We start from the raw sequence: 24,261 nt of genomic DNA on the forward strand, positions 1-24,261 counted from the left end.
GACGCGGCGGCCGAGGCGGGCGCGCCCTCGACCGTGGGAACCTCGGCCCGCACATCCAGCCGCAGGCTGCCGAGCGGCACCGTGGCGCCTTGTCGATGTCGAAGGAGGCGGGGGCGGCCAGCACGGTCTGCACCTCCGTGCCCGACTCGGTCTCGCCGATCACCTTCGTGACCTCGACGACCAGCCCGTGCGGCGCCCCGGGCGCGGGGGCGCTGGGGGAGGGCGACGAACTCCCGCTTCCCTCCGCCGAGATGACGGCACGTCGGGTTGTGCGGTGGCGGTCGTGGTGCCGACGGGGGCGGCCGCGACGGCGAGGGAACCATCGGCGTCGGCGCACGCGTTGTCATGCCTCGCCGGAGCTCCCCATTCCGACCACATCTCGAAGTGACATGGACCGCTGAGCCTCTGTCGGAGATCTTGGGGCGGTCAGGCCGTCAACGGCAGCGCGGGAAAGGCATGGTCCTCCCAGAGCAGGCGGGAGGTCTCCTCCGGATAGGCCGTCACGGTCGATCGGGCGTCGAACCTCTGCACAAGGCGCTGCTCGGTGTCGTACGCGGGCCAGCCGGGGTCGCCGTGGGCGGCGAATCCAGTCCACGCGGAGCGCATGTGCGCGGACAGTGCTTCCGCCTCGGGGGACGGGGCTTCGCCGAGCAGTACGGCGGGCTGGCCGCTGCTCAGATTCCCGAAGACCAGCGGCACGTCGAGGCCGTGGCAGGCGCCGAGGGCACCGCCCATGCCCGGGGCGGACCAGGCCAGTTCGTAGACATGGGCGTGGCCGCCGGCGTCGTGCTGCGCCTCGGCGAGGTGGAGGGACGGCATGCGGAACAGCCAGTCCGAGTGGACCAGTTCGTACAGCTCGTCGGGGCCGGCGGCAGGGAAGGCGTCGCGGTAGCGGCGTGCGCCGTCCGGGCCGGGCGCGAGCATGCGCAGGGCTTGCTCCGCCTGTTCCTCGGTCACCTGGCCGAGCAGGCCGTCGAGCGCGGAGAGCAGCCGCTGTTCGTCGCGCGTGTGACCGACGAGGAGGTCGATGCCCCGGCCGGCGCCGTCCGCCAGCGCCCGCCACGGGGTGACCGGCAGGACGTCGCCGTCGACGACGGGCGCGAACGGGATCGATCGGTAAGCGGCCTGGCCCCACCGCTCGACCCGGCCGGTGATCCCGTCGGCTACGGCGTCACCGGCGACGGCCAGGAGATTCGGGTCCACCGTCGACAGGTCGGCCGCTGTGGGTCGTAGACCCAGTTCGGACGCGCAGGCGCCGGCGATGTCGGCGGCCAGCGCCGGCGTGAAGAAGGCGCCCGGCACGCTCTGCGCGACGGCTCGCCGGAAGAGGCCGGCGGCGCGGGGCATCGCCAGCAACGCGGCGACGGATCCGCCGCCCGCCGACTCACCGAAGACGGTGACGCGCTCGGGGTCGCCGCCGAAGCCGCGGATGTTGTCGCGCACCCACTCCAGAGCGGCGACCTGGTCGAGCAGACCCCGGTTGGCCGGTGCCCCCTCGATCTGCGCGAAGCCCTCTACGCCGACGCGGTAGTTGAAGGTGACCACGACGACGTCGCCGTCCCTCGCGAGGCGGCCGCCGTCGTATTCGGGGAGGCCGGACATGCCGACCGTGTAGGCGCCGCCCTGGATCCACACCATCACCGCGAGGTCCGCACCCGGGTCCGGCTCGGGCGTCCAGACGTTGACCGTCAGCCAGTCGTCGCCCTTCGCGTCCCGCGCGAGAGCGTCCATGCCGAGCGCGGACGACTGCGGGGGCGGCGGCCCGTAGGACCGAGCCGTCCGCACGCCGTCCCAACCGCGTGCCGGCCGCGGCGCGGCGAAACGCAGCGAGCCGACCGGCGGCTCGGCGAACGGGATGCCGCGGAAGACCGCCACACCGCCCTCCAGACAGCCGCGCAGCGCCCCGGCTGCCGTGCGCGCTTCGGGCTCGTGCCCGGACGTCTCGAAGGCGGCTGAGGCCATGACGGCGGCTCCTCTGCTCGGCGGTCGAGCGCGACAGGACGCGCGCGGCCCGACAGCGTGGATCATCCCGCCGCACCGGGACATATGCGACCGATTTATGGGCGGCACCGTGGAGAGCACTGGGAGAGAGCGATGGGGACAGGGGTTCGCCAGGGACCGCCTACCCTTGAGGGATGACCAGCAGCAGCGACCGGAGCCTCGCAGTGGACGTTCAAGAAGCCAAGAGCTACGAAATCCGCACCTACGGGTGCCAGATGAACGTCCACGATTCCGAGCGATTGTCCGGGCTGCTCGAAGAGGCCGGCTATGTGCGCGCCCCCGAGGGTTCGGACGGCGACGCGGACGTCGTCGTCTTCAACACCTGTGCCGTGCGTGAGAACGCGGACAACCGGCTGTACGGCAACCTCGGCCGCCTCGCGCCGATGAAGACCAAGCGCCCCGGGATGCAGATCGCCGTGGGCGGCTGTCTCGCGCAGAAGGACCGCGACACCATCGTGAAGAAGGCGCCCTGGGTGGACGTCGTCTTCGGCACGCACAACATCGGCAAGCTGCCGGTCCTGCTGGAACGCGCGCGCGTGCAGGAAGAGGCGCAGGTCGAGATCGCCGAGTCCCTCGAAGCGTTTCCGTCGACGCTGCCGACGCGGCGCGAGAGCGCGTACGCGGCCTGGGTGTCGATCTCCGTCGGCTGCAACAACACGTGCACCTTCTGCATCGTCCCGGCGCTGCGCGGCAAGGAGAAGGACCGCCGCACCGGCGACATCCTCGCCGAGATCGAGGCGCTGGTCGGTGAGGGCGTCTCCGAGATCACGCTGCTCGGCCAGAACGTCAACGCGTACGGCTCCGACATCGGCGACCGCGAGGCGTTCAGCAAGCTGCTACGCGCGTGTGGCGCGATCGAGGGCCTGGAGCGCGTCCGCTTCACCTCCCCGCACCCCCGCGATTTCACCGACGACGTCATCGCCGCCATGGCCGAGACGCCGAACGTCATGCCGCAGCTGCACATGCCGATGCAGTCCGGCTCGGACACGGTCCTGAAGGCGATGCGCCGGTCCTACCGGCAGGACCGTTACCTCGGGATCATCGAGAAGGTCCGCGCCGCCATCCCGCACGCGGCCATCACCACCGACATCATCGTGGGCTTCCCCGGCGAGACCGAGGAGGACTTCGAGCAGACGATGCACGCGGTGCGCGAGGCGCGCTTCGCACAGGCCTTCACCTTCCAGTACTCCAAGAGGCCCGGCACCCCCGCCGCCACCATGGACAACCAGATCCCCAAGCAGGTCGTCCAGGCGCGTTACGAGCGTCTCGTCGCCCTCCAGGAGGAGATCTCCTGGGAGGAGAACAAGAAGCAGATCGGCCGCACCCTGGAGCTGATGGTCGCCGAGGGCGAGGGCCGCAAGGACGGCGCCACCCACCGCCTCTCCGGCCGCGCCCCCGACAACCGCCTGGTCCACTTCACCAAGCCGCAGCAGGAGGTGCGCCCCGGCGACGTGGTGACGGTCGAGATCACGTACGCCGCCCCGCACCACCTCCTCGCCGAGGGCCAGACCCTCGACGTGCGCCGCACGCGCGCGGGAGACGCGTGGGAGAAGCGCAACGCCGAAAGCGCCGCAAAGCCGGGCGGCGTCCTGCTGGGCCTGCCGAAGATCGGCGTGCCAGCGCCACTGCCGGTCGCCACGGGCTGCGACTGACCCCGCGCGCTCTACGGAGTGCGGCGCGTGACCTGGCTCCGGCGCCCTACGGCGTTACGCTGCCGATCATGCTTGTCGCCGCCGCAGTCTGCCCCTGCCCACCGCTCCTCGTGCCCGAGGTCGCCGCGGGTGCCGCCCACGAGCTGGACACCGCGCGCGCCGCGTGCATGGACGCGCTGGGCGTGCTCGCCGCCGCTCGCCCCGACCGGCTCGTGGTGGTCGGCCCCGCCGAGCAGAGCGGGCGCGGACCGCACCCCGAGGGCACACCGGGGTCGTTCCGCGGTTTCGGCGTGGACCTCGACGTACGGCTGGGCGCAGAGGGGGGCACAATCTCCGAGCAGGGGGTCGCGGCGGTGGAGCGTGAGCTTCCGCCCTCGCTCGCCGTCGCCGCGTGGCTGCTGCGGCGGACCGGCTGGTCGGACGCCCCGATCGAGGGACTCGGCGTGGGGGAACCTCTCGCCCCCGAGCGGTGTATCCAAGTCGGAAGGGAAATCGCCGCCCAGGCCGAGAGGGTGGCGCTGCTGGTGATGGGCGACGCCAGCGCATGCCGGACGCTCAAAGCACCCGGCTATCTCGACGAGCGGGCCGCGCCCTTCGACGCGGAGGTCGCGCGTGTGCTGGGGGCGGCGGACGTGGCGGCGCTCAAGTCGATCGACGCCGAGCTGGCGTACGAACTGAAGGTGTCGGGGCGTGCGCCCTGGCAGGTCCTCGCGGGCGCGGCCGAGGGTGCGGGCCTCGGTGGGGCTCTGCTCTACGAGGACGCGCCGTACGGCGTGGGATACGTGGTCGCGGCCTGGTCGTAGCGCCGGGTCCCGGCGCTGGTGTGCCGGTGAAACGGCGGACGGCCGGGAGTCCTTGGACTCCGCGGCCGTCCGCCGTGCGAAATGCCGTTCAGGAAGCCGGCGGTGTCGAGTTCGGCGGCGTGGTCGTGCCGCCGCCCTGTCCGGTGCCGTCCTTGTGCGCGAGTCGGTCCATGGCGCCCTTGGCCTTGCCCGTGCCCGTCTGGATCTTGTCGCTGTACTTGCCCTTGGTCTTCTTGTCGACCGCCTTCGCGGCCTTGTCGAGGCCCTGCTCGATCTTGCCCCCGTGCTGCTGCGCGAGGCCCGAGACCTTCTCCTTGGCCGGGGCGAGTTTGGCTTTCAAATTGTCCAACAGACCCATGGTTCACCTTCCCGCGCGGGGCAGTTACGTGCGGACGCCTTCACCGGCCTCGTTGTCGGCCACCTCCTCGGCGGACTGCTGCTTGGGGATCTCGACCGCCTCGCCGGCGGTGCCCTCGACGGCCTCCGTCACCGTCGCGTCCACCGCGTCCTCGACCGTGATCTCGGCCTCGGCCGACCCCTTCGCCTCTGCCGCCTGTTCCGCCTCGGGCTCGGCCGCCGGTGCTGCGGTCCCACCCTCGGCGGTCGCCGCCGCCTCCGTCGCCTTCGACCTCCGGAGAAGTCGTGCAAAAACGCCCATATCAACTCCATATGCTACTCATGTGGACGAAATTCCGCGTTGCCCGGTGCGTCCGTTTGCGTCTCCCGGGCCGCCGCCTCTCGAAACCGGCGGCGGGAACCTCGCAACTGGCAACGACCCCACAGCCGTGCCGTCACGTAGCTCGTTCGAGATGGGGTCCGAGGTTTGCGAGACTGTGAACGTGACCAGCGCACCCCCCATCCCCCGAGTCATCGCCGTCGTCGGACCGACCGCGGCCGGAAAGTCCGATCTGGGCGTCTTCCTGGCCCAGCGTCTCGGCGGCGAGGTCGTCAACGCCGACTCCATGCAGCTCTACCGCGGGATGGACATCGGCACCGCCAAGCTGACGCCGGGGGAGCGCGGCGGCATCCCGCACCATCTCCTGGACATCTGGGACGTGACGGTCACGGCGTCCGTCGCCGAGTACCAGCGACTCGCGCGGGGGCGGATCGACGCGCTGCTCGCCGAGGGCCGCTGGCCCATCCTGGTCGGCGGCTCCGGCCTCTACGTCCGCGGGGCCGTCGACAACCTGGAGTTCCCCGGTACCGACCCCGAGGTCAGGGCCCGCCTGGAGGAGGAACTCACCCTGCGCGGTTCGGGCGCGCTGCACGCCCGGCTCGCCGTCGCCGACCCCGAGGCCGCGCACGCGATCCTGCCCAGCAACGGCCGCCGTATCGTCCGGGCCCTTGAGGTCATCGAGATCACCGGCCGCCCCTTCACCGCCAACCTGCCCGGCCACGACTCCGTGTACGACACCGTGCAGATCGGCGTCGACGTGGCGCGCCCGGAACTCGACGAGCGCATCGCGCGCCGGGTCGACCGGATGTGGGACGCGGGGCTCGTGGACGAGGTGCGCGCGCTGGAGGCGCACGGGTTGCGAGAGGGGCGTACGGCCTCGCGCGCGCTCGGGTACCAGCAGGTGCTCGCGGCGCTCGTCGGGGAGTGCACGGAAGAGGAGGCGCGCGGGGAGACGGTGCGCGCGACCAAGCGCTTCGCGCGCCGCCAGGATTCGTGGTTCAGACGCGATCCCCGGGTGCACTGGCTGAGTGGGGCTGCGGCCGATCTCACAGAACTTCCGCACCTCGCAATGGCGTTGGTCGAACGACCGGTCACAGCCTGATCACGTCATGGCATCGGGACGCTCAGGCCGCCGTCCCGGCCCCCGGCGCCGTGCCATCATCGAGCTTCGATCGACCAAGTGGAGTCCGAGTTGGGAGGGCGCGTGGCGATGGAGGCCGGCCCTCGCGACACCGCACATAGTGCCGAGCACGTCACCGCGGAGAGCGGTGAACCGGAGCGGGACGATGATCGCCTGAGCCCCGACGGGCCGGACGACACACAGGGTGGAGTGACCGACGACGGGCCCGAGCCCGACGAGATGTTCGCGGGCGGACCCGAGGTCGAGGTCGAGCTGCGCCCGCAGCGCCGGCTGCGCATCTGGCAGCTCGCCCCCATCGTCGCCCTGGCCGCGCTCGGCTCCCTGATGTTCGCCTTCCCGCTGGCCTTCGACTTCGGCGACAGCGGGGCCGTGATCGCCATGCTGGGGCTGCTCATCTGCTCGTGCGCGGCCGGCTGGGGCATGACGGCCGCGCGCCGGGTGGGCCACACCTGGCCGGGCCTGCCGCAACGCGGCTCCGGGCGCCGCCCGGACTGGCGGGTCGCGATCGCCTACGCCCTTGTGGTGGCCGTCGTCGTGGTACTCGCCGTGTGGCGGGTGGCCCGGCTCCGTTAGGGCCTCTCGCCCTGGCCGCCCCGGCCGCCTGTCGTACCCAACCCGTACGATCGAGGAATGAGCACGCGGATCGCCTTCCTCAAGGGGCACGGCACCGAGAACGACTTCGTGATCGTCCCGGACCCCGAGAACACCATCGACCTCTCCCCGGCCGCCGTCGCCGCCCTGTGCGACCGCCGCGCGGGCATCGGCGGTGACGGCCTGCTGCACGTCGTGCGGTCCGCCGCGCACCCCGAGGCCAAGGAGATGGCGGCCGAGGCGGAGTGGTTCATGGACTACCGCAACGGCGACGGTTCGATCGTCGAGATGTGCGGCAACGGCGTGCGGGTGTTCGCGCGCTACCTCCAGCGTGCCGGACACGCCGCCGAAGGGGACATCGCGGTCGCCACGCGCGGGGGCGTGAAGACCGTGCACCTCGCCAAGGACGGCGACATCACCGTCGGCATGGGCAAGGCGCTGCTCCCCGAAGGGGACGTCACGGTGAGCGTCGGCGAGCGCAGTTGGCCCGCGCGGAACGTGAACATGGGCAACCCGCACGCCGTCGCCTTCGTGTCCGACCTCGCGCACGCGGGCAACCTGTTCTCGCCGCCGCCGTTCAGCCCGGCGGCCGCCTACCCGGACGGCGTGAACGTCGAGTTCGTGGTCGACCGCGGCCCCGCGCACGTCGCCATGCGCGTGCACGAGCGCGGCGTCGGCGAGACCAGATCGTGCGGCACGGGCGCGTGCGCCGTCGCCGTGGCCACCGCCCGCAGGGACGGCGCCGACCCGGCTGTCACCGGGAGCCCGGCGACGTACACCGTCGACGTACCCGGCGGGACCCTTGTGATCACCGAGCGGCCCGACGGCGAGATCGAGATGACCGGCCCTGCGGTGATCGTCGCCGAGGGCGAGATCGACGCGGAGTGGCTGGCGGGTGCGACGCGCTGAGGCGTCCAAGAGGCCAAGATCACATTTCCGGGAGTCCCGGGCGCTCGGAATCACGGGTTCCGGCGTCCGGTACGGTTCGAAACCGCAACCGATCGCAGGTCACGCGCGCAAAACCGTAAACGTCCAAACCTTCGCTCGAATGGGTGATCCGTTTCACGCTCGGCGAGAGGCGGTCAGTCGCACGTGGTGGGCTCGGTAGCATCAAGCACCGGCCCGGACGGGGGAACGACGCCATCCCCTGAGCCGCCGTCCGCCATGGGGCTACCCCGTCCGCCGGTCGACGCAGCCGGAGGTGCCCATGAGTGCGGAGGCCACGAACCCTGCGACCCCAGGTCCTGTAGCCCCTACAGTGCCCCGCAGGAAGGCCCGCGCCCGGATCGACCTGCGCCGCCTCGGCCGAGCCGCGCTGCTCGGGTCGACGGCCCGCGACCGGCTGCCCGACGCCATCGGCCACGTGGCCGAGGCACACCGGGCCCACTACCCCGACGCCGACCTCGAACCACTGCGTCGCGCCTATGTCCTGGCCGAGTCCTCGCACCGCGGCCAGATGCGCAAGAGCGGCGAGCCGTACATCACGCACCCGCTCGCCGTGACCCTGATCCTCGCCGAACTCGGCGCGGAGACCACGACTTTGACGGCGTCTCTGCTCCACGACACCGTCGAGGACACGGAAGTGACGCTCGATCAGGTCCGTGACGAGTTCGGCGAGGAAGTGCGCTATCTCGTCGACGGCGTCACCAAGCTGGAGAAGGTCGACTACGGCGCCGCCGCCGAGCCCGAGACCTTCCGCAAGATGCTCGTCGCCACCGGCAGCGACGTCCGCGTGATGTCGATCAAACTCGCCGACCGGCTGCACAACATGCGCACCCTGGGCGTGATGCGCCCCGAGAAACAGGAGCGCATCGCCAAGGTGACCCGGGACGTCCTCATCCCGCTCGCCGAACGCCTCGGTGTCCAGGCGCTCAAGACCGAACTGGAAGACCTCGTCTTCGCGATCCTGCACCCCGAGGAGTACGAACACACCCGGGAGTTGATCGTCGACAACGCGGCCCGCGCGGACGACCCGCTCGCCGAGATCGCCGACGAGGTACGCACGGTCCTGCGGGACTCCGACATCCAGGCCGAAGTCCTCATCCGGCCCCGGCACTTCGTGTCCCTGCACCGGGCGTCCCGCAAACGCGGCCGGCTGCGCGGCTGCGACTTCGGCCGCCTCCTGGTGCTCGTGAACGAGGACGCGGACTGTTACGGCGTCCTGGGCGAACTGCACACCTGTCTGACGCCCGTCGTCTCGGAGTTCAAGGACTTCATCGCCGTCCCCAAGTTCAACCTGTACCAGTCACTGCACACCGCCGTCGCCCGCGAGGACGGCCAGGTCGCCGAAGTCCTCATCCGCACCCACCAGATGCACAAGGTCGCCGAGGCCGGCGTCATCGCCCTCGGCAATCCCTACGCTCCGCCTTCGAAGGAGGAGCGCGAACAGCAGGCCGCGAGCGACGACGAGCGCGTCGACCCCACCCGGCCCGGCTGGCTCTCCCGTCTGCTGGACTGGCAGGAGGCCGCGCCCGACCCCGACACCTTCTGGTCCACCCTCCGCGAGGACCTCGCCCAGGACCGCGAGATCACCGTCTTCAGGCCCGACGGAGGCACGCTGGGCCTGCCCGAGGGCGCCAGCTGTGTGGACGCCGCCTACGCGCAGTACGGCGAGGACGCGCACGCCTGCATCGGCGCCCGCGTCAACGGCCGGCTGGCGACCCTGAGCACGGTCCTCAGGGACGGCGACACGGTCCAGCTCCTCATGGGCCAGGACCCGGCCTCGGAGCCCTCCAGGGAGTGGCTGGAGCATGCGCACACGCCCGCCGCACGGATCGCCATCCAGCGCTGGATCGCCACCCACCCGGCTCCCGGCGCCACCGCGGGGACCGACGGAACCCCGGGCGAGCCCCAGGAGGCCGAGGAACCCGCCGCCGCGCCCCGGCCCGCAGCCGAGGGCCCCGCACCCCGCCCCGGCACCGCCAACGCCGTCGTCGACCAGCCGGGCGCCTCCGTACGGCTCGCCGGCTGCTGCACCCCCGTACCGCCCGACGAGGTCACCGGCTTCTCCGTACGCGGGGGAGCGGTCACCGTCCACCGCGTCGAGTGCTCCGCGGTGGCGCACATGAAGAGCGTGGGGCGCGTGGAAGTCGGCGTGAGCTGGGGCGACACCACCGAGTGCCGGGTCACGCTGGTCGCCGAATCGTTCGGCCGCCCCCATCTCCTCGCCGACCTCACCGAGGCCATCGCCCTGGAAGGCGTCGCGATCGTCTCGGCGACCGTCGAACCCCCAAGCCAGCAGCGCGTGCGCCACACGTACACGCTCCAACTCCCGGACGCCGCCCACCTGCCCACCCTCATGCGCGCCATGCGTAATGTGCCCGGCGTGTACGACGTGAGCCGGGCGCAGCATCACACGACGGCGCCCTGACAACCCGGTCCGCCCACCGAGGACCCCGTTCGAGTGGGCCCGGCGCGAGTCGCCGCCGCACGGCACGCGCGCGCTGGTAGCCGTGGTCCATGCTGCTCACCCCCCGCTCCCAGGGGCCCCGCCCCCGCACCAAGTCTCCCCGCCGACTGAAGGCGGCCCTGCTCGCCTCGGCCGTCTCCATCTGCCTCGTCGCCGCGAGCGCTCCGGCGGCCCCGCTGGGCGTCGGCGACCGCCTCTTCCCGTACCTGGGCAACCCCGGATACGACGTGGCGTCGTACGACCTCTCCTTCACCTATCCCGGCAGCAACAGCAAGCCGCTCCAGGCCGTCACCACGATCGACGCCTGGACGACGAGCACGCTCGACCGCGTCAACCTCGACTTCGCCCACGGCAAGGTCTCCTCGGTCGAGGTCGACGGCCGGTCCGCGTCCTTCACGCGCGCGGGGGACGACCTGGTCATCACCCCGGAGGCTCCCCTGGCCGAGGGCAGCTGGACACGGATCACCGTGCGGCACACCAGTGACCCCGTGTCCGCCCAGGGCCAGGACGGCGGCTGGGTGCGCACCGCGGACGGTCTCGCCATGGCCAACCAGGCCGACGCCGCGCACCTGGTGTTCCCGTGCAACGACCACCCCTCCGACAAGGCGATGTTCACCATCCGCGTCACCGCGCCCAACGGCTACACCGCCGTGGCCAACGGGCTGCCGACGGACGTCGACCGGGCGGACCGGGCGACCACCTGGACCTACCGGACCCAGCACCCCATGGCCACCGAGCTCGCCCAGGTGTCCATCGGCCGCTCCACGGTGGTGCATCGCACCGGGCCGCACGGACTGCCCGTACGCGATGTCGTGCCCACCAAGGACCGCGAACGGCTCGAACCGTGGCTGAAGAAGACGCCCGACCAGATCGCCTGGATGGAGAGCAAGGTCGGACCGTACCCCTTCGAGACGTACGGGCTGCTCACGGCGGAGGCCTCCACCGGGTTCGAGCTGGAGACGCAGACCCTTTCTCTCTTCGAGAGAAACCTGTTCACCGAGCCCGCCTACCCGGAGTGGTACGTCGACTCGATCATGGTGCACGAGCTGTCCCACCAGTGGTTCGGCGACAGCGTCAGCCCGCGCACCTGGTCCGACCTGTGGCTCAACGAAGGGCACGCCACCTGGTACGAGGCCCTGTACGCGGAGGAGAAGGCGAACCGGCCGATGGAAGCGCGGATGAAGGCGGCGTACGGCGCCTCCGACCGCTGGCGCGCGGCGGGCGGACCACCGGCCGCGCCGAAGGCACCCGACCCCGGACAGAAGATCAGCATCTTCCGCCCGAACGTCTACGACGGCGCCGCCCTGGTGCTCTACGCCCTCCGCGAGGAGATCGGGCGCCCCGCCTTCGAGCACCTGGAGCGGTCCTGGGTCGGCCTCCACAAGGACGGCACCGCGACGACGGCCGACTTCACGGACCTCGCGGCCGAGATCTCCGGACGCGACCTCGGCGCCTTCTTCCAGGCATGGCTCTACGGCGAGAAGACCCCGCCGATGCCGGGGCACCCCGAGTGGAAGTCGGCGGCGCCCGCTAAGGCGGCCCCGAAATAACACCGTGACGCGACCGGCCGCACCGTGCGACCATCATCAGGTCGGCGGCCCGGCCGGGCCTGCCCCTCCCATCACGGGTGACGGGAATCTCCCGGGGTACTCGTGCGTTGAGAGATGTGACGGATCAGCTCCGAAGCCGCGCTTCCGGCCCGTCGCAGCAACGGAAACCCATCGACGTAAGGACCCAATGACCTCCTCTTCATCCCCTTCCCAGGACACGCAGCGCCCCGCGCACGGTTACCCCGAAGGTCTTCGGGCCGATGCCCTGATGGAAGAGGACGTCGCCTGGAGCCACGAGATCGACGGAGAGCGGGACGGCGACCAGTTCGACCGCTCCGAGCGCGCGGCCCTGCGCCGCGTGGCAGGCCTCTCCACCGAGCTCGAGGACGTCACCGAGGTCGAGTACCGCCAGCTCCGCCTGGAGCGGGTCGTCCTCGTAGGAGTCTGGACCTCGGGGACCGTGCAGGACGCGGACAACTCCCTCGCCGAGCTCGCAGCCCTCGCGGAGACCGCGGGCGCGCTGGTGCTCGACGGTGTGACCCAGCGCCGCGACAAGCCCGACGCGGCCACCTACATCGGTTCCGGCAAGGCCAACGAGCTGCGCGACATCGTGCTCGAAACAGGCGCGGACACCGTCATCTGCGACGGTGAGCTCAGCCCCGGGCAGCTGATCCACCTCGAAGACGTCGTCAAGGTCAAGGTCATCGACCGTACGGCCCTGATCCTCGACATCTTCGCCCAGCACGCCAAGTCCCGAGAGGGCAAGGCGCAGGTCGCGCTCGCGCAGATGCAGTACATGCTGCCGCGACTGCGCGGCTGGGGTCAGTCGCTGTCCCGTCAGATGGGCGGCGGCAAGGGCGGCGGCCTCGCCACCCGTGGTCCCGGTGAGACCAAGATCGAGACGGACCGGCGGCGGATCCGCGAGAAGATGGCGAAGATGCGCCGGGAGATCGCGGAGATGAAGACCGGCCGCGACATCCAGCGTCAGGTGCGTCGGCGCAACAAGGTGCCGTCCGTCGCCATCGCGGGCTACACCAACGCCGGCAAGTCCTCCCTGCTCAACCGTCTCACCGGCGCGGGCGTGCTGGTCGAGAACGCCCTGTTCGCGACCCTCGACCCGACCGTGCGCCGGGCCGAGACCCCGAGCGGACGGCTGTACACCCTGGCCGACACCGTCGGTTTTGTACGGCACCTGCCGCACCACCTGGTCGAGGCGTTCCGCTCCACCATGGAGGAGGTCGGCGACTCCGACCTGATCCTGCACGTGGTGGACGGTTCGCACCCGGCGCCGGAGGAGCAGCTGGCCGCCGTGCGCGAGGTGATCAGGGACGTCGGCGCGACCGGCGTGCGCGAGATCGTCGTGATCAACAAGGCGGACGCGGCCGACCCGCTGACGCTCCAGCGGCTGTTGCGGATCGAGAAGCACTCCATCGCGGTCTCGGCCCGCACGGGCCAGGGTATGGCCGAGCTGCTGGCACTCATCGACAACGAGCTGCCGCGCCCGTCGGTCGAGATCGAGGCGCTCGTGCCGTACACGCACGGCCGCCTGGTCGCCCGCGCCCACAGCGAGGGCGAGGTGATCTCCGAGGTGCACACCGCGGAGGGCACGCTGCTCAAGGTGCGGGTGCACGAGGAGCTGGCGGCGGAGCTCGCGCCGTACGTACCCGCTCCCGCGCTCTGACGCACAGTTCGAAGGCCCGCTCCCTGTCCGCAGGGGGCGGGCCTTCGGCATGCCGGAGTCACTGACCGGCGAACTTCTCGCTGACCGAGTCGTACACGCCCTCGGCCACAGAACCCAGCCGCGGACCCGCCAGCCAGCCCGAACTCGCCGGGCCGATGGAGGTGTTGGACACCAGCGCCGGCTCGCCGTCCGAACCCGTCGCGACCCAACCGCCGCCGGACGAACCGCCGGTCATCGTGCACCCGATCCGGTACATCGTCGGATCCGACGCGGAGATCGACAGCCGCCCCGGCTCGTCCGTGCACTGATAGAGCGTCTGCCCGTCGAAGGGAGCCGCCGCCGGGTAACCGGTCGCCGTGATGCTCTCGACACTGGTCACGGCCGGCGCCTTGAAGTCGACCGGCAGGGCCGAACCGACCGTCTCCTCCAGGGATTTGCCGTCACTGCCCTTCTCGGGCGTCACATGGATGACGGCGAAGTCGTACGGGGCACCGTCCCCGCCCGTCGCACCGCCCTGCGCGATCCACTGCTCGGAGGTCTGCGCCCAGTCACCCCACCAGACGCCGTAGGGAGCGGCCTCCGCCCTGGTGGCGCTCTCCAATTCCTTGGCCGTCATGCCCGAGTCGTTGTACGACGGCACGAACGCGATGTTTCGGTACCAGCCGCCGTCCTTGCCGGCGTGCACGCAATGGCCCGCCGTCCAGACCAGGTTGGACTTGCCCGGGTGGGCGGGGTCCTCCACGACCGTCGCCGAGCAGACCATCGAGCCCTCGGGGGAGTCGAAGAACACCTTGCCCGCCTCGGGCGCGCTGTCGTGGTACTTAGGCTGCACGGCCTTCGCGTCCACCGGCGCCGGAGTCGGATCGGTCACGCCCTGGTCACCCGAGAGGTCGCTCTCCTCGACACCCGTGTCCGGGTCCTCGGCCTCGCGCATCCGGTCGGTGCCCCACAGGCCGTCGATGATCGGGTTGATGTAGTCCTCGGCCTCGCGCAGCCAGTCGTCCTTGTCCCAGTTCTTCCAGGCGCCGTTCTTCCACTTGTCGACGTCGATCCCGTGCTCCTTGAGCCTCTCCTTGATGTCGTCCGGGATCGTGATCTTGCCGTCGGCGGCGGCCGACGCGGACGCCTGGGCGTCCGCCTGCGAGTCACCGGAGTTGCAGGCGGTGGCGGTGAGCGCCAGAGCGGAGGCGAGGGCAACTGCGGCCAGTACGGGGGAGGTTCTGCGACGCGCGCTCTTCCCCGTGCGAGCGGCGACGGACGGCCGTATGGATCGCATGGTTTGACTCCCCCTGGTAACTGAGCTCGGGACTGGGGCCTTTGAACGCGGTCCGCCCGTTCTCTCGCCTTGCGTACGGACACGTTCAGTGCAGACACGTTGTGTACCGACGGCATCTCACACTATGCGGTCCCTGTGGGGGGCTTCCGACGGAACCGCAACAGTTCAGTCACGGCAAGGATCTTGAGGCAACCCGTAACCCGGTTGGCGGTGCGCGGTTGGTAGCGGTGGGGGGTCTGCTGCCTGTGCAGGCTCCCCTGCGCCGAGTGCCGGGTGAGGACGCGAGGGACAACTCGCCCCTGTACAGCGGGAGGACGGAGAGCCGTGGCCGTGACCGAGTCTGCGCCCGGAGGAACGTCCGGGGTGATGCCCGGAGCGGCGGAGGCGTCCGGGACCGGGGTGTCCGCGGGGGCTGCCCCGGGGACGGCGCCGGAGAGGGAGCCGGAGCTCGCGGACGGCGCGCAGGGGCGTACGTGCGGTGACGCGGGGCACGAGGGGGCGCGCGCCGCGCATGAGGGGATCCTGCGGCGCCAGTCGGCGCGCGAGTCGGCGGCGCGCACCTACGCGCGTGCCCTGCCGATCGTGCCCGTCCGGGCCCGCGGACTGACCATCGAGGGCGCGGACGGCCGCCGCTACCTGGACTGTCTCTCGGGCGCCGGAACACTCGCCCTGGGACACAACCACCCCGTCGTACTGGAGGCGATCCGCAAGGTCCTCGACTCGGGTGCGCCCCTGCACGTCCTCGACCTGGCGACACCCGTCAAGGACGCCTTCATCACCGAGCTGTTCCGCACCCTGCCGCCCGGGCTCGCCGGCCACGCGCGCGTGCAGTTCTGCGGACCGGCCGGCGCGGACGCGGTCGAGGCCGCCTTCAAACTCGTCCGCGCCGCGACCGGGCGCACCGGAATGCTCGCCTTCACCGGCGCCTACCACGGGATGACCGCCGGGGCACTCGAAGCGTCCGGCGGCGCCTGCGACGTACGGGTCACCCGCCTGCCCTACCCACAGGACTACCGCTGCCCGTTCGGCATCGGCGGCGCGCCCGGCGCCGAACTCGGCGCTCGCTGGACCGAGTCCGTCCTCGACGACCCCAAGTCGGGCGTGACCCGGCCCGCCGGGATGATCCTCGAACCCCTCCAGGGCGAGGGCGGGGTGATTCCGGCGCCGGACGACTGGATGCGGCGCATGCGGCAGGTCACGGCCGCCCGGTCCATCCTCCTGATCGCCGACGAGGTCCAGACGGGCGTCGGGCGCACCGGCGCCTTCTGGGCCGTGGACCACAGCGGTGTCACCCCCGACGTGATGGTGCTGTCCAAGGCCATCGGCGGCAGCCTTCCGCTGGCCGTCGTTGTCTACCGCGACGACCTCGATGTCTGGCAACCCGGCGCCCACGCGGGCACGTTCCGCGGCAACCAACTCGCCATGGCCGCGGGCACGGCGACCCTCGCCTACGTCCGCGAAAACCACCTCGCCGAACGCGCGGCCTTCCTGGGCTCCCGGATGCTGTCCCAACTCCGGCAATTGGCAGAGCAGTTCGCCTGCGTCGGTGATGTGCGAGGGCGGGGGCTGATGATCGGCGTCGAGCTGGTGGACCCGGAGTCGGAGGAGGAACTGGTGGGCAGGGCGAACTCCGCGACGGGGTGGGCCGATACGGAGGCGTCGACACAGGGGAGTGGTGCGGTCCTCCAAGATCCCGTTCCCGGTCCTCGCCCCGCGGCTCCCGAACTCGCGGCCGCGGTACAGCGCGAATGCCTGCGGCGCGGCCTGATCGTCGAACTCGGCGGCCGACACGCGAGCGTCGTACGACTGCTCCCGCCGCTCACGATCACCGACGAGCAGGCGGCCGCAGTGCTCGACCGACTGGCCGACGCGGTGGAGTCGGTGGCCCGCGCACACCCGACGCACGGCCGACCACACCGCCCGAGCCGCCACCGCCAGCACGGCGAACGCGCCGAGCGGGCGGGGTAACGGGGCAGGTGGCGCACAAGTGCTCATGGGCGTCTGAGAGTTCACCCGCAACGGCAGTTCGCCTCCATCTCCCATCTCCATCAGAGTCCTCCGAACCTCTCGACCGCACCTGCCTCGCGAGCCCGACCCACATCACGGCCCGGCACCACCCCGGCTCGTCTCCGCACGAGCCCGAACCGCCTCATGAGGAACCCTCTTGACCACCACCCCCGCATCCGACGACCGCTCCCACACAGGCCAGCGAGGCTCCTCCGACATCGAGCCCCTGACCGCGCCACCGGTCGCGACTGTCCCCCGGCAGCAAGCAGAGATCCCCGCCCTTGAACGACTGAGCGAGGCGGCCCCCGACCTCCTGGACCATCCCGACCCGCACACAGCGGCCCAGGCCGCGGCCGTGGAGAACCTGCTGCGCTGTTGGGTACGGGAGACCGGCCTCCCGGCGCCCGAAGGCGGCACCCTCCGCATCCCCCTTCCGGCCAGCGGCACCGCCCTCCTCGTCCCGGTTCACCAGTGGTCCCCAACGGGCTGGCACCGCTTCGGCCTTCCGTACCTGGCCGACGCGCCGGCACAGTCCCGGCCGACCGACGCGGTCACCCTCGCGGCCCTTCTCACCAGGGAGACCCCTGGTGCCGGTACCGGTGAGCGTGGCGCGGTCGACTGTGCCGACCTTGTCGCCCGCGTCGCCGACTCCGTCCGCCGTACCGTCACCTTCATCACCGAACGCCGGGAACGCCCCACCGACGGCCCCGACCTCTTCCTCGCGGCCGAACAGGCCCTCGTGCTCGGCCACCCGCTGCACCCGACCCCGAAGAGCCGCGAGGGTCTCTCCGAAACCGAAGCACGCCTGTACTCACCCGAGTTGCGCGGTTCCTTCTCCCTGCACTGGATCGCTGTTGCTCCCTCCGTGCTCGCCTCCGACTCGGCCTGGACCGTACGCGGCCGTCCCGTACCTGCGGCCCAGCTCACGGCGCGACTCGCCGGAGCCGGACTGCCGCTGCCCGACGGCTACGCCGCACTGCCACTGCATCCCTGGCAGCTTCGCGAGATCCGGCACCGCCCCGACACCGCGGACCTGCTCGACGCCGGACTGCTCCGGGATCGCGGCACGCATGGCCCCTCCTGGCACCCCACCTCCTCGGTACGCACCGTCCACCGGAACGGTGCCCCCGCCATGCTCAAACTGTCCCTGGGCCTGCGCATCACCAACTCCCGCCGCGAGAACCTCCGCAAGGAACTCCATCGCGGTGTCGAGGTCCACCGCCTGCTGCGCGGCGGCCTGTCCGAGCAGTGGCAGGCCGCGCACCCCGGCTTCGACATCATCCGCGACCCCGCCTGGCTCGCCGTCGACAGCCCGGAAGGCACCCCTGTGGCCGGACTCGATGTGGTGATCCGGCACAACCCGTTCAGCCCGTCCGACGATGTCTCCTGCATCGCCGGTCTCGTCTCACCCCGGCCCTACGCCCCGGCGGACGGCGCCTCGGGCCGGCCGGAGTCGGGCAGACCGCCCTTCCGGTCCCGTCTGGCGGACGTCGTCACTCGCCTCGCCGGCCGAACGGGCCGCCCCCGCGGAGCCGTGGCCGCCGAGTGGTTCCTGCGGTACCTGGAGCAGGTCGTCCGTCCGGTGCTGTGGCTGGACAGCGAGGCGGGGATCGCCCTGGAAGCCCACCAGCAGAACACGCTGCTCCTGCTGGACCGTGACGGCTGGCCCGCGGGCGGCCGCTACCGCGACAACCAGGGCTACTACTTCCGCGAATCCCGGCGCGCGGAACTGAACACCCGGCTGCCCGGCATCGGCGAGCACAGCGACACCTTCGTCTCCGACGAGGTCACCGACGAGCGCTTCGCCTACTACCTCGCCATCAACAACGTGCTCGGCCTCATCGGCGCGTTCGGCTCCCAACGCCTCGCCGACGAGCGACTGCTGCTCGCCGCCTTCCGCCGCTTCTTGGACGACATCGCCACTGGTCCCGCCCGAATGCGCACCTCCCTGCCGGCCCACCTCCTCGACTCACCCGTCCTGCGCTGCAAGGCCAACCTGCTGACCCGGCTGCACGGCCTCGACGAACTCGTCGGCCCGGTCGACACCCAGTCCGTCTACGTCACCATCGCCAACCCCCTTCATCCCTGAGGAACATGCCCCACCTCGCCTCCTGAGAGGAGCGTCGCCGTGCGACCCAACGACGCCAGCGCCGATGCCGCAACCGCCCCCATCACCGACCTCGGCACCGCCACGAGCCGCGGCACGGGCGGCTTCGGTACCGACGGCGGTCCGAGCAGAACCGACGCCGGTCTCGCTGTGGGCGTAGGCATGAGCAGTGAGGACACGCTGGAGCTGCGCATGCCTGACGACTTCGTCGCCCTCCTTTCGGAGGCGGAGGCAGAGGGAGAGGGAGAGGCGGGGGCGAAACCCGAGGCGGATGCAGATTCCGACGAGGCGTGGAGCCCGGCCGAGGGCATGTCTCGGCCTGTCTCCGTCACCCCGTCCGGTGACGACCTCCTCGACCGCGTGGTCGACTGGGGGCCGACCATCACGCCCGCGGGCGTGTTCCACCTCGTCCGCGTACACGTAGACCGGGATCTTCCACTCATCGGCCGCTGGATGAACGACCCCGCTGTCGCAGAGTTTTGGGAGCTGGCCGGACCTCAGCAGGTGACCGAGGACCACTTGCGCGCCCAACTCGCCGGCGACGGACGCAGCGTGCCCTGTCTCGGCGTGCTGGAGGGCACGCCGATGAGCTACTGGGAGATCTACCGGGCGGACCTCGACCCGCTGGCCCGCCACTATCCCGCCCGACCTCACGACACCGGAATCCACCTCCTCATCGGCGCTGTCGCCGACCGTGGGCGGGGACTGGGCAGCACGCTGCTCAGAGCCGTCGCCGACCTCGCGCTCGACAAGCGCCCCGCCTGTGCACGCGTCGTCGCTGAACCCGACCTTCGCAACACCCCCTCCGTCGCCGCCTTCCTGAGCGCCGGTTTCCGGTTCTCCGCCGAGGTCGACCTGCCCGCCAAGCGGGCCGCCCTCATGGTCCGAGACCGGTCCCTGCGGCATCTGCTGTAGCGCGGTGCCACAGCGTCATCACTTTTGGTACACCGGTCGAGCCGATCCGGTTCCCAGTCGTCCGGTCCCGATTCCGGCTGAGCCACATCCCAGCCACGAGACCCCCGCTCAGAACCGAACCCATACAGCACCCGAACCGTTCCGATCCGGTCCTGATCACTCGATGTGGTTCCCACCCGACCCGATGTGAGCCCCGACCGAACAGAGATCGACTGCCAAACGGGTCGACGACGGTCAGATCCGAGCGGATCCGGCCCCTGGCCAAGGAGAGCCCGGTCTTGATCCCGCCCCTCGTTCCCACCTTGATCGGCCGGTTGTCAGTGGCGGGCCGTAGGGTAGTCGCGCTATGACGAAGCCCTCACTCCCCGAACTCCTGCATGCTGCCGTCACCGCTGTCGGCGGTACGGAGCGCCCCGGCCAGGTGACCATGGCCGAAGCCGTCGAGGAGGCGATCGACGACGGTTCCCATCTCCTGGTCCAGGCCGGCACCGGAACCGGAAAGTCGCTCGGCTACCTCGTTCCCGCGCTCGCGCACGGGGAGCGCGTGGTCGTGGCGACCGCGACGCTCGCCCTGCAGCGCCAGCTCGTGGAGCGGGACCTCCCGCGCACAGTGGACGCGCTTCATCCGCTGCTGCGCCGCCGCCCGGAGTTCGCGATGCTGAAGGGCAGGTCGAACTACCTGTGCCTGCATCGTCTGCACGAGGGCGTCCCCCAGGACGAGGAGGAAGGCCTCTTCGACCAGTTCGAGGCGGCCGCGCCCACCAGCAAGCTGGGCCAGGACCTGCTGCGGCTGCGTGACTGGTCCCAGGACACCGAGACCGGCGACCGTGACGATCTCACTCCCGGTGTCTCCGATCGTGCCTGGGCCCAGGTGTCGGTCTCATCCCGTGAGTGCCTGGGCGCCTCGAAGTGCGCGTACGGCGCCGAGTGCTTCGCCGAGATGTCCCGCGAGCGTGCAAAGCTCGCCGAGGTCGTCGTGACCAATCACGCGCTCCTGGCCATCGACGCCATCGAGGGCGCCCCGGTCCTTCCCCAGCACGAGGTGCTGATCGTCGACGAGGCGCACGAGCTGGTTTCCCGGGTCACCGGGGTCGCCACCGGCGAGCTCACGCCCGGCCAGGTCAACCGTGCGGTCCGCCGGGCCGCGAAGCTCGTCAACGAGAAGGCCGCCGACCAGCTCCAGACCGCCGCGGAGGGCTTCGAGCGGTTGATGGAGCTGGCTCTGCCGGGCCGCCTTGAGGAGATTCCGGAGGACCTCGGCTACGCGCTCATGGCCCTGCGCGACGCTGCCCGCACCGTCATCTCCGCGATCGGCACGACCCGCGACAAGTCCGTCCAGGACGAGGACGCGGTCCGCAAGCAGGCGCTGGCCTCGGTGGAGACGGTGCACGACGTGGCGGAGCGGATCACGAACGGCTCCGAGTGGGACGTCGTCTGGTACGAACGCCACGATCGTTTCGGTGCCTCTCTGCGGGTGGCCCCCATGTCCGTCTCGGGCCTCCTGAGGGAGAAGCTCTTCGCGGACCGCTCGGTGATCCTGACGTCCGCCACTCTGAAGCTGGGCGGCGACTTCAACGGCGTCGGTGCCTCACTGGGCCTCGCCCCCGAAGGCACGACGGGCGAGGAACTCCCGCAGTGGAAGGGCGTCGACGTCGGCTCGCCTTTCGACTACCCCAAGCAGGGCATCCTGTACGTCGCCAAGCACCTGTCCCGCCCGGCGCGGGACGGCGACCGCGGGGACATGCTCGACGAACTCACCGAGCTGATCCAGGCGGCGGGCGGCCGCACTCTGGGCCTCTTCTCCTCGATGCGGGCCGCCCAACTCGCCGCCGAGGAACTGCGCTCCCGTATCCCCGAGTTCCCGATCCTCCTCCAGGGCGAGGAGACCCTCGGTGAGCTGATCAAGAACTTCGCGGCCGACCCAGGTACATGCCTTTTCGGGACGCTGTCGCTCTGGCAGGGCGTCGACGTACCGGGCGCCAGCTGTCAGCTGGTGGTCATGGACAAGATCCCGTTCCCGCGTCCGGACGACCCGCTGATGAGCGCCCGGCAGAAGGCGGTGGAGGACGCGGGAGGCAATGGCTTCATGGCGGTGGCCGCGACCCACGCGGCGCTGCTCATGGCGCAGGGCGCCGGCCGCCTCGTACGCGCATCGGGCGACCGTGGCGTAGTCGCCGTACTGGATCAGCGACTGGCCACGGCCCGCTACGGCAACTATCTCAAGGCGTCACTGCCCGACTTCTGGTACACCACGGACCGTAACCAGGTCCGGAAGTCGCTGGCCGCGATCGATGCCAAGGCGAAGCAGGCTGAGGCCGAGTGATCGGTCACCCCGATCCCGCACAGCGCAGGGCCCCGGAACCGGCGCAGGGGTCCCGGGGCCCGGTCAGGGGGCGGGTCTCGTGGGACCCGCCCGCCGCAGCCGTCACACGCGGCGCAGCACTGCCACCACCTTGCCGAGGATGGTCGCGTCGTCGCCGGGGATCGGCTCGTACGCGGAGTTGTGCGGGAGCAGCCAGACGTGGCCGTCCTCGCGCTTGAAGCGCTTCACAGTGGCCTCGCCGTCCAGCATGGCGGCCACGATGTCGCCGTTCTCGGCGACCGGCTGACGGCGGACCGTGACCCAGTCCCCGTCGCAGATGGCGGCCTCGATCATCGAGTCGCCGACGACCTTCAGGACGAACAGCTCACCGTCACCGACCAGTTGCCGGGGGAGAGGGAAGACGTCCTCGACCGACTCCTCGGCGAGGATCGGACCACCGGCGGCGATGCGGCCGACGAGTGGGACGTACGACGCGGCCGGCTTGCCCGCGGTGTCGGTGGGCTGCACGGAGGCTGCCTGGTCGGAGCCGCGAACCTCGTACGCGCGGGGGCGGTGCGGGTCACGGCGCAGGAATCCCTTGCGCTCCAGGGCCATGAGCTGGTGTGCGACGGATGAAGTGCTGGAAAGGCCGACGGCCTGGCCGATCTCGCGCATCGACGGCGGGTAGCCGCGTCGCTGCACGGAGTCCCGGATGACCTCGATCACCCGGCGCTGCCGGTCGGTCAGCCCCGAGCTGTCCGCCCGGATGCCTGGAGGTCGGCCCGGCAGGGAGCGCTTGTGCCCCTCGGGATTCGCGGGTTCGTTCATCGCATGCACCGGCTCGAGTCGGCCCTGGGAGCGGTCCTGGGCAGTGATGGTGGCACTGTCTGCGGTGGTGGTCACGTCGGCCCCTCTCGATGGTCTCCCTGCTGGACAACGGTAGTTGCTTTCGAAAGGTTGCGCCAAACACACGTTCGAGTGAAAAATCGCGGATAGCCTGTCGCGATCATGTGCTTGGGTGTATGGCTAACGCGTCACCTGGCGGGCAAAAGGGTTCATTGTCGTACTCTTCGCCGCCGGGGTGCTGACCTCGTGGGTTGTCGCCCCAGTCTGCCATCCGGCATCCCGTCAACCGGGAACCGGCCCCCATCTGCGCGGGAGCCCCACGCTCCCTCCGTCCGACGCCCACGCTATCTCCGTATGTGGCGCAGTGGTACGGCTGTGCATCCCCGTATCCGGTGCGGCGGTACGGTCGCGCGGCACATGCCAATACGTGCGCGACACGCGCGTACGGCGTGTTTATGGAGCCGATCCCCACATCTAGTGGTTGGATTGCAGTAGTAGCCCAGAAGTTGTGGTCCCCCGGGTCTTCGGAGCCTCGGTCATCGCCTATGCTTGGGGCTGCTTCGAGGGGCTCAAGTGGCCCCGCGAGGCTATTGAGTCTGCTGTGAGGGAGGGTTGGAGATCATGCACTGCCCCTTCTGCAGGCACCCCGACAGTCGTGTCGTCGACAGTCGTACGACCGACGACGGCACGTCGATCCGCAGGCGCCGCCAGTGTCCTGACTGCTCCCGTCGTTTCACGACCGTGGAGACGTGCTCGCTCATGGTGGTGAAGCGGTCCGGAGTCACCGAGCCTTTCAGTCGTACCAAGGTCATCAATGGCGTGCGCAAGGCATGCCAGGGGCGGCCTGTCACCGAGGACGCACTCGCCCAGCTCGGCCAGCGGGTCGAGGAGGCGGTGCGGGCCACCGGAAGCGCCGAACTGACCACCCACGACGTGGGACTGGCCATACTCGGCCCGTTGCAGGAACTCGACCTCGTCGCCTATCTGCGATTCGCCTCCGTCTACCGGGCGTTCGACTCGCTCGAGGACTTCGAGGCGGCCATCACGGAACTGAGGGAAGCGACGCCAGACCCCGCCGCGGACGACGAAGACGCGGGAGCGGGGAGCCAGGAAGACGACGGCGGGTCCGGAGGGACTGTTCAGGTCCCCGTGCCCGCCCACGCCGCCGACTGACCGGCGGGCCGGAGCCGGGCGGAGACCCCGGGTCCGGCCGGGCGGCGGCGGACCAGGACTTGTTGCGGGGCCATGGGCATGTGGGGGCCCGCGACATTCAGACACAACACTGCGCCACGGGAACATCGTGG

Annotated in this window: 18 protein-coding genes; 13 read left to right on the forward strand and 5 right to left on the reverse strand. The window is 70.9% G+C overall.

The window, feature by feature from the left end; all coding sequences use genetic code 11:
* Positions 1 to 426: 426 nt before the first annotated feature.
* Positions 427 to 1,962: a carboxylesterase/lipase family protein gene (locus AC5DRG_RS38610; RefSeq protein WP_491804410.1), complete on the reverse strand. Its 1,536-nt coding sequence runs from the start codon at positions 1,960 to 1,962 to the stop codon at positions 427 to 429.
* A gap of 173 nt (positions 1,963 to 2,135) precedes the next feature.
* Between AC5DRG_RS38610 and miaB the strand changes: the two genes are divergently transcribed.
* Positions 2,136 to 3,653 carry a tRNA (N6-isopentenyl adenosine(37)-C2)-methylthiotransferase MiaB gene (gene miaB / locus AC5DRG_RS38615; protein ID WP_491804411.1) on the forward strand — a complete coding sequence of 506 codons (1,518 nt, stop codon included), beginning with the start codon at positions 2,136 to 2,138 and terminating at the stop codon, positions 3,651 to 3,653.
* Between the two features lie 68 nt (positions 3,654 to 3,721).
* Positions 3,722 to 4,456 carry a class III extradiol dioxygenase subunit B-like domain-containing protein gene (locus AC5DRG_RS38620; protein WP_491804413.1) on the forward strand — a complete coding sequence of 245 codons (735 nt, stop codon included), beginning with the start codon at positions 3,722 to 3,724 and terminating at the stop codon, positions 4,454 to 4,456.
* Between the two features lie 88 nt (positions 4,457 to 4,544).
* Here AC5DRG_RS38620 and AC5DRG_RS38625 read toward each other — a convergent pair whose 3' ends face one another.
* Positions 4,545 to 4,814 (reverse strand): antitoxin, encoded by a 270-nt coding sequence (locus AC5DRG_RS38625; RefSeq protein ID WP_491804414.1) that lies wholly within the window; start codon positions 4,812 to 4,814, stop codon positions 4,545 to 4,547.
* 24 nt (positions 4,815 to 4,838) lie between these two features.
* Positions 4,839 to 5,114 (reverse strand): hypothetical protein, encoded by a 276-nt coding sequence (locus AC5DRG_RS38630; RefSeq protein WP_491804415.1) that lies wholly within the window; start codon positions 5,112 to 5,114, stop codon positions 4,839 to 4,841.
* Positions 5,115 to 5,295: 181 nt separating this feature from the next.
* Between AC5DRG_RS38630 and miaA the strand changes: the two genes are divergently transcribed.
* The 6 genes from miaA to hflX all read left to right on the forward strand — a co-directional run bounded on the left by miaA (position 5,296) and on the right by hflX (position 13,504).
* Positions 5,296 to 6,234 (forward strand): tRNA (adenosine(37)-N6)-dimethylallyltransferase MiaA, encoded by a 939-nt coding sequence (miaA, locus tag AC5DRG_RS38635; protein ID WP_491804416.1) that lies wholly within the window; start codon positions 5,296 to 5,298, stop codon positions 6,232 to 6,234.
* A 108-nt stretch (positions 6,235 to 6,342) separates the two neighbouring features.
* Entirely contained in the window at positions 6,343 to 6,846 is a 504-nt protein-coding gene (locus AC5DRG_RS38640; RefSeq protein WP_491813271.1) for a hypothetical protein, read from the forward strand.
* A gap of 57 nt (positions 6,847 to 6,903) precedes the next feature.
* Positions 6,904 to 7,773: a diaminopimelate epimerase gene (dapF, locus tag AC5DRG_RS38645; protein WP_491804417.1), complete on the forward strand. Its 870-nt coding sequence runs from the start codon at positions 6,904 to 6,906 to the stop codon at positions 7,771 to 7,773.
* A gap of 298 nt (positions 7,774 to 8,071) precedes the next feature.
* Complete coding sequence (locus AC5DRG_RS38650; RefSeq protein WP_491804418.1) at positions 8,072 to 10,234, forward strand: RelA/SpoT family protein; 2,163 nt, start codon at positions 8,072 to 8,074, stop codon at positions 10,232 to 10,234.
* A gap of 89 nt (positions 10,235 to 10,323) precedes the next feature.
* Positions 10,324 to 11,823: a M1 family metallopeptidase gene (locus tag AC5DRG_RS38655; RefSeq protein ID WP_491804420.1), complete on the forward strand. Its 1,500-nt coding sequence runs from the start codon at positions 10,324 to 10,326 to the stop codon at positions 11,821 to 11,823.
* 187 nt (positions 11,824 to 12,010) lie between these two features.
* On the forward strand, positions 12,011 to 13,504 hold the full coding sequence (gene hflX, locus AC5DRG_RS38660) for a GTPase HflX (protein WP_491804421.1): 1,494 nt from the start codon (positions 12,011 to 12,013) through the stop codon (positions 13,502 to 13,504).
* Between the two features lie 58 nt (positions 13,505 to 13,562).
* Here hflX and AC5DRG_RS38665 read toward each other — a convergent pair whose 3' ends face one another.
* Entirely contained in the window at positions 13,563 to 14,780 is a 1,218-nt protein-coding gene (locus tag AC5DRG_RS38665; protein WP_491804423.1) for a trypsin-like serine peptidase, read from the reverse strand.
* A 366-nt stretch (positions 14,781 to 15,146) separates the two neighbouring features.
* On the opposite strand from AC5DRG_RS38665, the gene AC5DRG_RS38670 reads away from it, so the two are divergent.
* The 4 genes from AC5DRG_RS38670 (at position 15,147) to AC5DRG_RS38685 (ending at position 22,132) form a co-directional block, all read left to right on the forward strand.
* Positions 15,147 to 16,748, forward strand: coding sequence for a diaminobutyrate--2-oxoglutarate transaminase family protein (locus tag AC5DRG_RS38670; protein ID WP_491813272.1), 1,602 nt, complete (start codon positions 15,147 to 15,149; stop codon positions 16,746 to 16,748).
* A 196-nt stretch (positions 16,749 to 16,944) separates the two neighbouring features.
* A complete protein-coding gene (locus AC5DRG_RS38675; RefSeq protein ID WP_491804424.1) occupies positions 16,945 to 18,876 on the forward strand; it encodes an IucA/IucC family protein in 1,932 nt (643 codons plus the stop codon).
* Between the two features lie 39 nt (positions 18,877 to 18,915).
* A complete protein-coding gene (locus AC5DRG_RS38680) occupies positions 18,916 to 19,809 on the forward strand; it encodes a GNAT family N-acetyltransferase (protein ID WP_491804426.1) in 894 nt (297 codons plus the stop codon).
* 346 nt (positions 19,810 to 20,155) lie between these two features.
* On the forward strand, positions 20,156 to 22,132 hold the full coding sequence (locus tag AC5DRG_RS38685; RefSeq protein ID WP_491804428.1) for an ATP-dependent DNA helicase: 1,977 nt from the start codon (positions 20,156 to 20,158) through the stop codon (positions 22,130 to 22,132).
* Positions 22,133 to 22,234: 102 nt separating this feature from the next.
* On the opposite strand, the gene lexA is transcribed toward AC5DRG_RS38685, so the two are convergent.
* Positions 22,235 to 23,014: a transcriptional repressor LexA gene (gene lexA, locus AC5DRG_RS38690; protein WP_491804430.1), complete on the reverse strand. Its 780-nt coding sequence runs from the start codon at positions 23,012 to 23,014 to the stop codon at positions 22,235 to 22,237.
* Positions 23,015 to 23,578: 564 nt separating this feature from the next.
* Between lexA and nrdR the strand changes: the two genes are divergently transcribed.
* Positions 23,579 to 24,130, forward strand: coding sequence for a transcriptional regulator NrdR (gene nrdR / locus AC5DRG_RS38695; protein ID WP_491804432.1), 552 nt, complete (start codon positions 23,579 to 23,581; stop codon positions 24,128 to 24,130).
* The last annotated feature ends 131 nt before the right edge of the window (positions 24,131 to 24,261 follow it).

The sequence above is a fragment of the Streptomyces sp. JLBG701 genome (assembly GCF_058544905.1).

Excerpts from the sequence above, each read along its gene's own strand:
- AC5DRG_RS38670 (WP_491813272.1), top strand. The coding sequence starts at position 15,147 with ATGCCCGGAGCGGCGGAGGCGTCCGGGACCGGGGTGTCCGCGGGGGCT.
- AC5DRG_RS38630 (WP_491804415.1), bottom strand. The coding sequence starts at position 5,114 with ATGGGCGTTTTTGCACGACTTCTCCGGAGGTCGAAGGCGACGGAGGCG.
- nrdR (WP_491804432.1), top strand. The coding sequence starts at position 23,579 with ATGCACTGCCCCTTCTGCAGGCACCCCGACAGTCGTGTCGTCGACAGT.
- hflX (WP_491804421.1), top strand. The coding sequence starts at position 12,011 with ATGACCTCCTCTTCATCCCCTTCCCAGGACACGCAGCGCCCCGCGCAC.
- AC5DRG_RS38640 (WP_491813271.1), top strand. The coding sequence starts at position 6,343 with ATGGAGGCCGGCCCTCGCGACACCGCACATAGTGCCGAGCACGTCACC.
- dapF (WP_491804417.1), top strand. The coding sequence starts at position 6,904 with ATGAGCACGCGGATCGCCTTCCTCAAGGGGCACGGCACCGAGAACGAC.
- AC5DRG_RS38620 (WP_491804413.1), top strand. The coding sequence starts at position 3,722 with ATGCTTGTCGCCGCCGCAGTCTGCCCCTGCCCACCGCTCCTCGTGCCC.
- AC5DRG_RS38665 (WP_491804423.1), bottom strand. The coding sequence starts at position 14,780 with ATGCGATCCATACGGCCGTCCGTCGCCGCTCGCACGGGGAAGAGCGCG.
- AC5DRG_RS38685 (WP_491804428.1), top strand. The coding sequence starts at position 20,156 with ATGACGAAGCCCTCACTCCCCGAACTCCTGCATGCTGCCGTCACCGCT.
- AC5DRG_RS38650 (WP_491804418.1), top strand. The coding sequence starts at position 8,072 with ATGAGTGCGGAGGCCACGAACCCTGCGACCCCAGGTCCTGTAGCCCCT.
- AC5DRG_RS38655 (WP_491804420.1), top strand. The coding sequence starts at position 10,324 with ATGCTGCTCACCCCCCGCTCCCAGGGGCCCCGCCCCCGCACCAAGTCT.
- AC5DRG_RS38625 (WP_491804414.1), bottom strand. The coding sequence starts at position 4,814 with ATGGGTCTGTTGGACAATTTGAAAGCCAAACTCGCCCCGGCCAAGGAG.
- AC5DRG_RS38610 (WP_491804410.1), bottom strand. The coding sequence starts at position 1,962 with ATGGCCTCAGCCGCCTTCGAGACGTCCGGGCACGAGCCCGAAGCGCGC.
- miaB (WP_491804411.1), top strand. The coding sequence starts at position 2,136 with ATGACCAGCAGCAGCGACCGGAGCCTCGCAGTGGACGTTCAAGAAGCC.